This window comes from Duganella sp. GW821-FHT01E12, assembly GCF_059422325.1.
In genome coordinates, this window is the sequence record NZ_JBWKWR010000006.1 from 216,901 (window position 1) to 228,513 (window position 11,613).

Genomic DNA, 11,613 nt, shown 5'->3' on the forward strand with positions numbered 1-11,613 from the left:
GCCCGCGTTTTGCGCCACAATGACGGGCCCTGACATCTCAAGCATCGGAACACTTCATGTCTGCTACGATCGGCGCCGACGCCAACCTGGCCGCGCGCGACGGCCTGCCGCCCGAAGCGCGGCTCTGGGCCATGCTGTCGGTCGCCATCGGCGTCGGCATGGCCTCGCTGGACACGGCCATCGCCAACACCGCCCTGCCGGCGATGGCCGGCCAATTGCACGCCACCCCGGCCGCCTCGGTCTGGATCGTCAATGTCTACCAGCTGGCCATGGTCGCGACCCTGCTGCCGTTCGCCGCGCTGGGCGAGGTGGCCGGCTACCGGCGCGTGTGCCTGTTCGGGCTCGCGCTGTTCACCGCCTCGTCGCTGGCCTGCGCGCTGGCCTGGTCGCTGCCGTCGCTGGTCGCCGCGCGGCTGCTGCAGGGCGTGGGCGGCGCCGCGCTGATGAGCGTGAACACCGCCATGCTGCGCGCGATCTTCCCGGCCCGCCTGCTGGGGCGCGGCTACGGCTACAACTCGCTGGTGGTCGGCATTTCGTTCGCGGTCGGGCCGACGGCCGCTTCGCTGATCCTGGCGGCGGCGTCGTGGCCCTGGCTGTTCGCGGTCAACGTGCCACTGGGGGTGGTCGCCATCCTGCTGGGCCGGCGCGTGCTGCCGTTCACGCCGCGCGCCGCGCACAAAATCGACCTGACGACGGCGCTCTACAACGCCTGCGCCTTCGGCCTGCTGATCCTCACCTTCGGCGACGCCGCCCACCAGGAAAGCTGGCGCAGACTGCTGCCGGAAGCCGCCGCCACCTTGGTGTTCTTCGCACTGCTGCTGCGGCGCCAGGCCGGCCACACGGCGCCGATGCTGCCGGTCGACCTGTTCCGCCGGCCGCTGTTCGCGCTGTCCGCGCTGACGGCCGCCTGCACCTTCGCCGCGCAGAGCATGGCCTTCGTCTCGCTGCCGTTTTATTTTGAATCCACGCTGGGCCGCTCGCCGATCGAGACCGGCTTCCTGATGACGCCATGGGCCGCGCTGGTGGCGGTGATGGCGCCCATCGCCGGCCGCCTGAGCGACCGCTACCCGCCCGGCGCGCTGGGCGGCATCGGCCTGGCGATGCTGTCGTCCGGACTGGTGGCCCTGCTGCTGATGCCTGCGCAGCCGTCGGCGCTGGACATCTGCTGGCGCATGGCCTGGTGCGGCATCGGCTTCGGCTTCTTCCAGGCGCCCAACCTGAAAGCCATCATGGGCAGCGCGCCGCCGGAACGCGCTGGCGGCGCCAGCGGCATCGTCGCCACCGCCCGGCTGACCGGACAGGCCACCGGCGCGGCGCTGGTGGCCTACTGCTTCATGCTGTCGGCCGCGCATGGCACGCGCTACGCATTGGCTTTGGCCGCCACGTTTGCCGCCGTCGCCAGTGTCGCCAGCTTCGCGCGGCTTGCGGTGCGCAAGCCGCAGTGACGCTGCTACACTCGCCACATCCAACCCAGGAGACACCACATGTCCAACCGCACACTCAACCTGACCGACCCGCTGTACGACTACATGCTGGCGCATTCGCTGCGCGAGCAGCCGGCGCAAGCCGCGCTGCGCGAAGCCACGCGCGGCCATGAGCGCGCCAGCATGCAGATCGCGCCCGAACAAGGTCAGTTCATGGCCATGCTGGTCAAGCTGACCGGCGCCTGCAACACCATCGAGGTCGGCGTGTTCACCGGCTACAGCGCGCTGTCGGTCGCGCTGGCGCTGCCGGCGGACGGCCGCATCCTGGCCTGAGACATCAGCGACGACTACACCCGCATCGGCAAGCCGTTCTGGGAGCAGGCCGGTATCGCCGGCAAAATCGATTTGCAACTCGGCCCCGCGCTGGCCACGCTGGACGCGCGCCTGCACGCCGGCGAAGCGGGCCACTACGACTTCGCCTTCATCGACGCGGACAAGGTCAACTACGACGGCTACTACGAACGCTGCCTGCAACTGGTGCGCGCCGGAGGCCTGATCGTGATCGACAACACGCTGTGGAGCGGCCGCGTCGCCGAGCGCGCCGACAGCGACGACACCGCCGCGCTGCAAGCGCTCAACATCAAGCTGCACCACGACGAACGCATCGACCTGTCGCTGCTGCCGCTGGGCGACGGCCTGACGCTGGCGCGCAAGCGCTGACAGGCGCCCGCGCCAATCCAGCGCCGGCCTAGAAGTCGGTCTCGCCCTCGATGACGGCCGGGTGGCCGCTCATCGCACGCGAGGTCTGCATGCCGGCCATCACCGCCGCCTCCACGCAGCCGGCGTTCAAGCCGGTCTTGATCCAGTCGCCCGTCAGGTACAGGTTGGAGAAGCCCGATTGGTCGGTCTGCAGGCGGTACTTGGTGCTGTTCACCACCGACATCACGTAGCGCTCGGACGGATCGACGTTGGCGCGCCAGTACTGGCTGTCGAAGCGCGCCACGCCGGTCGCCTCGCTGCCGTCCACCAGCCATTGCCACGGGAACGCGCCGGCCGGCCCGGCCGCCGACCACAGCGAGGCTATCCTCTTGCTCAACTGCTCGACCGCGCCCTCCTTCGCCTTCGCCGCCATCAGCGCCGGGAAGCCGGTCTCGCTGGCCGGCGGATAGCTCTTCACCGGCAGCGCGCTGCAGAAGTAGGACACGTTGCGCGGATCGAGCGCGGGCGGCCAGTCCTCGCGGCACAGCAGCTGGTCCATCGGCGCCCAGGTGTCGTATGGCTCGCCGAAACCGCTCAGCACCGGCTGCTGGCCGCCCGGCTGGTAGTCCCAGCCCATCTGCTTCAAGTCCTTGTCCAGCCAGACCTGGTAGGCCTGCGTGGCCACCGTCTGCACTTGCTCGTAGGTCGTGTTGAGCGCCGGGCTTTGCGCCAGCAGCTGCGGGCACAAAGGCTTGAGCGAGGCGATCGAGATGCCGAACACCACCTGGTCGAAATCCACGCCGCGCTTGAGCGTCAGCACCGGCAGCTCCTTGTCGAACTGCTGGTGATACAGCTTGGCCCAGTCGCTCCACCACGATTCCAGGTTGACGCCGTGCGCCTGCAGCAGCGCGGCCTGCGCCGGATCGATCTGGCTGTAGTTCGGCGTGCTGGGCCAGCAGGCCAGGCCCTTCACGTCCACCAGCGGATCGTAGTCCGCGCCCTTCAGCGCCACCTGCTGCGTCATGCGGATACTGCCGATCTGGCGGCCGTCCGGCACCAGCTCCTCGACCTTGTGGAAGAACTTGAACTTGACGCCGCGCGCCAGCAAGGCCTGATACAGCGGCGTGAACACCGTGTCGCCCATCCCCGCCTGCATCTTGAACATGATGCCGCCCTTGTAGGCCAGGCCGATGCGCGCCATCGCGCGCAGCAGCGTGCCGGCTTCGATATTCGGCTTCCCGAATTCGCCGCCTTCGTAGGCGAACACCAGGTCGTAGAAGCCGCGCACCGGCGCCGAGTTCACGCACAACTCCTCGTCGCCGCCGTGATTGCGCAGCCACTGGCGGAAATCGACATCGTTGATGACATCGAAGCCGTTGCGGATCACGCCGTCCTCGAACACGCCCTTCATCACCGTCACGCCCAGGTCCAGGCAGATGAACAGGCGGCGGATATCGTCGTTGGCGTCGCCGTCGGCATGGTCGATCAGCTTGCGGTAGCGCGAGTGCAACCGCTGGCGCACGCCCACCAGCGCGCCGGCCAACGCCAGATGCTCGCCCTCCGTGTGCTGCGCCACATCGGCCGACATGTTGACCACCATGCCGTGCAAGGCGCTGCCCAGCAGCGACATATCCTCCATCAGCTCATGCGCCGACGACGTCACGCCTTCGGCCAGATGGTACAGCCAATCCGGCAGCACGCCGGTGTGGTGCGGATGCGGCGGCAGTTCCAGCTCGCGGGTCAACTGGTCCAGGCTCTTGATCCATTGCTCGATCCAGCCGACCATGGCCACCGCCAGCTGCCACAGCGTGATCTGCTCGGTGCCCTCGCCCGGCTCGCCCGGCAGCGTCGGGAACACGATGGACCAGTTGCGCCACTGCTCGCCGACCTGCTCCGACAGCGCCACGTAATCGTGCTGCTTGAAGGCGTCGCGCCAGGTGGCCAGCGGTGCGCCGGGCGGGCGGTCAAGACTGGCGTAGGCGGCCTTGATCATCTTGAATGCGTTGGCATAGAAGCCGAACCAGATGTGCAGGCCGTGTTCCTCGATGCGCTGGCCGTACTGCGCATTGCGTCCGCTGGCGCCCTTGCCGCCCAGGCGCCAGCCCTGCTGGTAGACGGTGATGTCGTAGTTGTTCTGCCAGCCCGGCTGGTCGCTCAGGTAGTAGGCCGCCGTCATCGAGCCGACGCCGCCGCCAAGGATGGCGATCTTCTGCGGCGCGATGGAGGAATTGTCGACCAGCTCCTCGCCCGGCTGCGCGGTGAAATCGAAATTCAGGTTGTACGGCAGGATGGCGGCCTGCGCCCCCAGTTGCAAGCCGAGCGTGTCGTTGAGCGGGAAGCTGTCGAAGGCATGCAGCACGCACTGATATTCGTAGCCCAGCAGCTTGCCGCTGTGGATCTTGTCGATGGTGGCCGGCGCGGCCAGAATGGCCTGGTACACGGCTTTCAAACCGGCGCTGTCCGGGAACTGCTTGAGGAATATCTGGTCGATGCGCGGATTGCGCAGCAGCGAGATGATGTCGTCCCACCCTGCCACATCCAGGTTGAAAAAGTCGGGGATGGACAGGAACAGCTCTATCGCCTGCTCGATCAGATCCAGCACGCTGGCGATGGGTTTCTCGATGCCGGTCTTCCGCGTCGCCGTCACCTCCAGCAGCGGATGCATGGCGATTCGGGTCTCCGGCGAAAAGGCCTGGAAACCCTTGGCCGCGACCGCGCAGCGCAGCGGTTCGGCGCCGGCCGCCGGGATCTCGTACTCGCACAGGTACTTGGGATAGCCGAACAGTTCGCGGCCGTTTATCAGCGCCATCGCGTCGTCGACGAAGATATGCGCGGGGTAGTAGTAGATGTGTTCCAGCTTGCCCTCGTCATCCATGGCGCCGACCATGATCCAGGTGACGATGTCGATCTCCGTGATCCAGCCCTTGGCATGGTCGACCGGGGCCGCCGAATCGGCGTGGTTGACGCGCGTGAACGTCAGCAGCACATACGGCGAGATCGCGTTGAAGCGCATGCGCTGGCCGGCCACCTGGTTCAAGGTATCGTCCAGCGTGGCCTGGAGCTTGGCCAGATCGCCCTTCACAAAAAATCCGTACATCTCGGAGTTTTTCAATTGCAGCGGCGAGTGCATCATCACCGAGCCGCCCTGGTAGATATATGAAGGTCTGGTCGCCATACGCTCATCCATCACGAAGTCAAGATCCGCCCAGTGTATTGCAAATCCGCCGCCGCTTGCCGAAAAAAATAGCGGCTTGGGTGTAGGATGTCGCTGTGAACCACAGATCAGGAAAGCCGCATGGGCCGCAATCATCACGAAGACCGGGCGTGGGTGCGCATGCCGTCGGAGCGCCGGCTGGACCTGCTCGACCCCACGCCGTTCGATTGGGAAGACGGCGACCTGGCGCTCGGCCTGGCGCGCACCTATCGCTGGGGCGGACATTCGGCGTGGCCGCTGCCGCTGTCGGTGGCCCAGCATTCGCTGACGGTGATGCATTTGCGCGCGGCGGCCTGCAAGGCGGTTGGTCTGGAGCTGCCGCCGCTGGCGGCGCTGCGCGAACTGCTGCACGACGCGGAGGAAGGCTTGCTGGGCTTCGATTGCGTCTCGCCGCTCAAGCCCTTCCTGGGCGAAGGCTTCAAGGCGCTGACGCTGCGGCTGGAGAACGCGGTGTTCCTGCGCTACGGCCTGCAGCGCTGGACGCCGAAAGAACATGCCGCCCACAAGATGGCCGACCGGCTGGCGGCGGCCAGCGAAGCGGTGCACGTGGTGGGCTGGTCGGCGAAGGAGGTGCTGCATACGCTGAAGATCGCCGTGCCGCCGCTGAACGACGATCCGCTGCAGGCGATCTACGGCGGCACCGCGTGGGAACCATGGCCGCCGGCCGTGGCCAGCGTACGCTTTCTGGCGGAACTGGACCGCTTGAAAACCCTGAGCACATAGGCCATATGAGCGATGCCCTGCACGCGGCGGCGACGCTATACTTCGGCCTGACCTCACCTGGAGATTTCATGACCACACCCGACAACGAACTGGCCAACAACGCCAAACTGACCGCGCTGGCGCGCGCCTTGCGCGATCTGCACAAGCAGCTGATTCATGTGGAGACGCAGTATTTCGGCGCGGTCGGCAGTCCGCTGGAGCATTTGCAGCTGGTGGCCAACCATCCGCATTTCGCCTGGCTGCAAAAGCTGTCCGGCCTGATGGCGCAGATGGACGAGCGGCTCGACGAGCCGGAGCCGGTCACGGCCGCCGAGGCAGGCGCCTACCGCAAGGTGATCGAAGGCCTGATCGGGCCGTCCGAGAGCGGCGACGCGGAATTCCGCGCCAAGTACAACACCCTGCTGCACGACGGCACCGAAATCGTCATGGCGCATGGCGCCGTGCGCAAGCTGCTGGCCGGGATCGGCGGCTGACGATCTAGGCGGTCTCGCCCGGCCCCGAGCCGATCAGCGTGGCGCCGCACGAAGTCTTCATGCCGTCCACCGCCACGCGCTGCCCCATCATGGTGACGGTCACCACTCCCTCGGCAATCACCGGGGAGCCGGAGCATTTCGGACAACTGACCCGGTGGCCGACGCCGGCCACCGGTTTGCCATGGATGGTCAGCAGCGGGAAGCCTTCAAGGACGCGGCCGCCGTGCGAGGTGCGGTCGCCGAGGCGGATGATGGCTTTGCCGGGCATACGCGCCTCCCGCGCTCAGGGACGAAACAAGACGGACAGCTTGGCGTCCGGTTTCTTGCCGCAGCTGCCGCGCAGCTGCGCGTCGCTCAGTTCGTCGTCGAACGACACCTGCTGCAAGGCGCCCTTCAGCGGCAGGGTCAGGGTGACGGCATCGTCATAGAACATCAGGATCTGCGCCATCGCCTTGCCCTTGCCGTCCTCGGGGTTGAAGACATCCAGCACCACCTTGCCGCCCTTCTCCTCGAAACCGGCGGTCGCGTGGCCGGCCACCTTGAAGCGACAGGCGCCGGCCTGCTGTTCGTAGACATAGTCGAACGACGGCACGCCCTTGCCGTCCACCTTCCACTGGCTGAGCTTGAGCGTATGCTCGACGCCGGCACGCTTGGTGGTGAACGACGGCGCGCCGTCGAAGGCCTGGCTCAGGCTGGAACACAGCAGCAGTGCGGCGAAGATTACTTTATTGCGCATACAAAATCCTGTTTAATGAGTGGAGCTGGCTGTCATCGGCGCGTGATCGCTCTCCACGTCGTGCAGCACATAATCGTCGTCGTAGTCCGGGTAATCGGACGGATAGCGGTAGCTTACCACCATCGTCTTGGGACAGCGGCTATGGCTGACCTCGTGGCTTTCGCCCTGGTTGCCGCCCAGCGTGGCGATCAGGCGGCCGTTCGGGCTGATGCCGGCCACGAAGGTGACGTGGTGTCCGCCGCCGGGGAACTTGATCAGGGCCACCGCGCCCAGCGCCGGCTTGTTGCCCCTGGTTGGTCGGCCCCACTTGGAGAACGACACCGCCAGCGCGCTGCCGTTGCCCTGATAGCCGCTGCGGCCCAGGCACCAGTTGACGAAGGCCGCGCAATACGGCGTTTCGTCGACCGAGGCCGAGCGTTTGTCCAGGCTCGGCGTGGCGGTGAAATATTCGAGGATGCGGGCGTCGTGCTTGCCCTTGCCGGTGCGGCGCTTGACGCCCTTTTCGAATTCCTCCTGGGCGAACTTCATCCATGGCGCGCGGCTGGAGTGCATCAGGTCGGTTTGCGGATGCTGCTCGCCGTTGCGAAAGAACACCGTGTGCAGATAGGTCGAACCGTTCGACAGCGCCTGGCCCAGCGACGCCAGCGTGATGCCGCCGCTGCCGCCGTCATGGTCGTTGGCGGCCGGCGCGCCGGACGCCGGCGGCTTGGCCTGCGCGGCGCCGTGTCCGCCCTGCGCGGCCTTGCTCGCGGCGCCTTGGGCGGGAGCGCCATGCGCGGCCGCCGGCGGACTGGCGTGGCGTTTTTCCTGGTCGGCCAGCTGCGCTTTGACATCGGGCACGCGCAGCACCTGATCGGGCCGGATGATGTACGGCGAGCTGATGCCGTTGGCTACGGCGATGGCCTGGTAGCTGGTGCTGTGATCGCTGGCGATCGAGGCCAGGCTTTCACCTTTTTGCACGGTGTGGTTCTTGAACTTGCCCGTCGCGGCCGCCGAGGCGGGCTTGGCCGCTACGGCGCCGGCCGCCGCAGCAGGCGTCGAGGCGGCCGGCGCCTTGGCTGCGGGCGCGGCGGACGGCTCGGCCGGCGTTTTCTTTTCGTGTTCGCGGGTGCTGGTCTGCGCGGTGAAGGTCGGCGCGATCAGTGTCGCGGTCTTGTCGGTGACAAGCTTGTCCAGCTTGATCGGGTCCACGCTGGCCCAGACGTTTCTGTCCTTGTCGAACACCTTGAACTGAATTTCACCGCCCTTGGGCGAAATGCGGATCAGGAAACGGCCATGTCCATCGGTCACCACCTCGGCCTGCTTGCCATCCTGCCGCACCTGCACGTTGGCATTCTTGATCGGCACCCTGGCGCCATCGAGCAGGAACACCTCCACCACCGGCAGCACCGCGCCGCAGCCGCGCTTTTGGGCGCGGGCGACAGCACGCTGCATCGTCGGGCCCTCGATAATTTCGATCAGCTTGGCGGCATAACGGCGGTCGGTCGCGTACTTGGCGCGCTGCAGTTCCTTGGCCTCCTCCTTGTAATCGCCTTTGATGCCAGGCCGGTCCAGGCCCGCATAGCGGGGATTATCCTTCAGGAATTTCATGCGGTCGTTCAAGCTGTCCTGGTACGAAGGATAAACACGGAAGGGATCGTCCACCCATACCTCCTTGCCGTTGATTTCCTCGTTGACGTGGAAAATCTTGGATTCGCCCTTCCAGCTTTTGTCGGCCTTGATGTTGTAGACGTTGTTGGTGCCGGGGAGGCATTTCTGGCCCCACCCGGTTTCCCCGGCGGCCTGGCCCAGGATCAGCTCCCATGAGCAGCCGGTTCGGTCGGCGATCACGCGCGCCGGGCAATACAGGTCCGCGATGAAGTTGAGCTTGTCCTCGTAGGTGTATTCCTTCTTGGTCATCACTGCCCCCCAGCCGACGAATAGAAGTACAGCTTGCGGTCCTTGTCCTTGGCCAACGCCGCCCACGCCGCGCCATGGGTAGCCACAAACTGCGGCTCCTCGCGCACCCAATCCAACACGCTCTCCTTGCCGGCGGCCGGATCGACCATCACCAGCGCGTTAGCTTTCGGCTTGCCCTTGGCTTTGCTGTCGCATGGTTCGCGTACCGCGATCAAGCCCTTGCCCCAGGCCGCGATCGAGCCGGTCTCGCAGTAATTGCTGGCATACTTGACCGGCGCAACGCTCTTGCCGCCAGGCGTCACCGTCAGCACCGACGTGGTCCCCGCGCCGACCGCCATCGTGTAGATCGTGCCGTCGGCGGCCACGCCGTTGTAGGCGTCGCGGAACTGCGCGCCCAATCCAGAATGCACGCTCCACACATAGCCGCCATGCAGACGCAGCCGGGAGGCGGCAAAATCGTCGACCACGTCCTTCTTGCTGACTTTGGCAGGGTAAAACACGCCGGCCGCGTACAGGCTGTCGCCGACGATGCGCGCCCGTTCAAACTGCGCGAAGGCGCCGCTCTTGCGGACGACAGGTTCGCCCTGCACCTTCAATTCCGGGCTCAGCGCCAGCGTGTAGACCGAGTAGTACTCAAAGTCCGCATCCTCCTCCTTGCTGTAGCCCGCCACCTTGACGCCGTCGCCGCTGCTGTCCATGGCATAGCCATAGGCGTGGCTCTTGAGCGGCAAGCGCTGAGTCGCCAACGTTTTACCCTGTCCATCAAAGCTGTACACATAGGCGTACGTCTTCGCGTTCGGTGGCGAACTGTCGGTATCGGCATTGGCCAGCAAATACACCCGATCAGCGCTGATGGAACACTGAACCGGGTACACCGCCGCCATCGTATCCGGCGTGGAAAAATTCGTCTGCCATAGCAGCGCGTTGCGTACGCGATCAACCAGCAGCAGCCGCCCTTGGGACTCGCCCATTTCGGTCGAGACGGTGCCGGCGATGCACACACGGTTGCCGTCAGCGGAAAATTCCATGCTATAGACACTAAACAGGTTTTTCTCGACCGGCAGTTGTAATTTGACTGCGGCGTCAAACGTAGCAGCGTGGGCGGTCGCCATAAAGGGCAGGCAGGCGACAGTCAATTTCCAATTTATTCTCATGGTTTCCTCGTGATGAATCTGTAAAAGGCAGGTATGGAAGCTGCTTGTCACGCAACTCCAACGCGAGCTTCTGCGGCATCCCCTGCGCGCTACCGCTCAGCACCAAAGCCAGCGCAGCCAATAACTTACTGCCTCTCATTCCGATGCCTTCACCGCGCCGGTATACAACACCGCCTTGCCAGCCTTGTCCTTGCCAACAGCGGCCCAGGACTCGGAGTCTGTCGCCATATAAACCGGTTCCTCTGGGAACCAGTCAAGCGGCTTTTCAGTCTTGGTCTCAGGATCGATACTTACCAGCGTAGAGCGACCGCCTATGCTGTTGCACGGTTTGCGGATGGCCAGATAGCGTGCGCCATATTCAACGAGCGACCGCGTCTCGCAATATTTGCTGGCATAGCTGATTTCCGATCCGGTAATACCATCAGCGGTAACCCGCAACAGCGACGAAGTCTCTTTTTGATAGCCCAATCGGAACGTATTGCCATTGCTGTCAACTACGGTGAATACCGAGAGTGGATTGGCGGTGGACGGGCGCAGGCTCCACAGATACGCGCCGTTCAAGCGCAGCTTTGAAATTGCGTAATCGCCGCCGCCCTCCGTCTTGGAGAGTTTGTACGGATAGAAATTGCCTCCGATATGCAAGTGGTCGCCGATAATACGCGCGGATGGAAACGGCGCGAACGCTCCGGTTTTCTTGATGGATGGCTTGTCGGCCCGCAGGGTACCGTCCATCCCCAGCGAGAACACCGAGTAGTACTCGAAGTCCTCATCCTCGTCCTTGATATAGCCGGCCACTTTGATGCCTCCGGACGCGGCCGTGGCAGCATAGGCAAAGTTGTCGCGCCCTGGAAGGTCAAGCGCTTTGTACGCCATCTGCTTGCCTTGTGTATCAAAACGGTAAACGTAAGCCCTGGTTTGCCGCAGCGATTTAACGCTTTGCGTATCGACATTCGCCAGCAGATAAATTTCCCCTGCGGCCACGACGCATTGCACAGGATAGATATCGGAGTTGCCATCAGGCGCAGGCAAGCGTTTTTGCCACAGAACCGTATTGCCTGGACGATCGATCAATAGCAACTGGGCGGTTGCGCGGCCATTTTCGTCCGTATTCGTTCCGGCAAGGCAGAGACCCTTCCCGTCCGTCGAAAAGCCTATGTGATGCGGCAGGAAACGAGTCCCGGTCAATGGCAACGGCAGCGAAAGCTTGACAGGCGGCGCAGCATACACCACCGGCATATGGCTCAGTCCGGCCATCAATATGCATAAAAAGATTTTCATTTCTCGTTCAATT

At 64.7% G+C, this 11,613-nt stretch carries 9 protein-coding genes and 1 pseudogene; 4 read left to right on the forward strand and 6 right to left on the reverse strand.

The features are described from left to right. Positions 1–56: 56 nt before the first annotated feature. A complete protein-coding gene (locus AC07WS_RS18615) occupies positions 57–1,445 on the forward strand; it encodes an MFS transporter (protein ID WP_494730510.1) in 1,389 nt (462 codons plus the stop codon). A gap of 84 nt (positions 1,446–1,529) precedes the next feature. Continuing rightward, positions 1,530–2,144: pseudogene (locus AC07WS_RS18620) on the forward strand (class I SAM-dependent methyltransferase). 28 nt (positions 2,145–2,172) lie between these two features. Here AC07WS_RS18620 and AC07WS_RS18625 read toward each other — a convergent pair. Then, positions 2,173–5,298 (reverse strand): NAD(P)-binding protein, encoded by a 3,126-nt coding sequence (locus AC07WS_RS18625; protein ID WP_494730511.1) that lies wholly within the window; start codon positions 5,296–5,298, stop codon positions 2,173–2,175. A 120-nt stretch (positions 5,299–5,418) separates the two neighbouring features. Between AC07WS_RS18625 and AC07WS_RS18630 the strand changes: the two genes are divergently transcribed. Continuing rightward, the gene (locus AC07WS_RS18630) at positions 5,419–6,060 is read left to right on the forward strand and encodes a phosphohydrolase (protein ID WP_494730512.1); all 642 of its coding nucleotides are present in this window, start codon (positions 5,419–5,421) and stop codon (positions 6,058–6,060) included. A gap of 68 nt (positions 6,061–6,128) precedes the next feature. Beyond that, entirely contained in the window at positions 6,129–6,533 is a 405-nt protein-coding gene (locus tag AC07WS_RS18635; protein ID WP_494730513.1) for a hypothetical protein, read from the forward strand. A 4-nt stretch (positions 6,534–6,537) separates the two neighbouring features. Here AC07WS_RS18635 and AC07WS_RS18640 read toward each other — a convergent pair whose 3' ends face one another. The 5 genes from AC07WS_RS18640 to AC07WS_RS18660 all read right to left on the reverse strand — a co-directional run bounded on the left by AC07WS_RS18640 (position 6,538) and on the right by AC07WS_RS18660 (position 11,600). After that, positions 6,538–6,801 (reverse strand): PAAR domain-containing protein, encoded by a 264-nt coding sequence (locus tag AC07WS_RS18640; RefSeq protein ID WP_494730514.1) that lies wholly within the window; start codon positions 6,799–6,801, stop codon positions 6,538–6,540. A gap of 15 nt (positions 6,802–6,816) precedes the next feature. Next, entirely contained in the window at positions 6,817–7,269 is a 453-nt protein-coding gene (locus tag AC07WS_RS18645; protein ID WP_494730515.1) for a hypothetical protein, read from the reverse strand. Between the two features lie 12 nt (positions 7,270–7,281). After that, complete coding sequence (locus AC07WS_RS18650) at positions 7,282–9,168, reverse strand: TIGR02594 family protein (RefSeq protein ID WP_494730516.1); 1,887 nt, start codon at positions 9,166–9,168, stop codon at positions 7,282–7,284. After that, positions 9,168–10,196 carry a hypothetical protein gene (locus AC07WS_RS18655; protein WP_494730517.1) on the reverse strand — a complete coding sequence of 343 codons (1,029 nt, stop codon included), beginning with the start codon at positions 10,194–10,196 and terminating at the stop codon, positions 9,168–9,170. The genes AC07WS_RS18650 and AC07WS_RS18655 overlap by 1 nt, the downstream gene beginning before the upstream one ends. A gap of 261 nt (positions 10,197–10,457) precedes the next feature. Further along, a complete protein-coding gene (locus AC07WS_RS18660) occupies positions 10,458–11,600 on the reverse strand; it encodes a hypothetical protein (protein ID WP_494730518.1) in 1,143 nt (380 codons plus the stop codon). Positions 11,601–11,613: the final 13 nt, after the last annotated feature.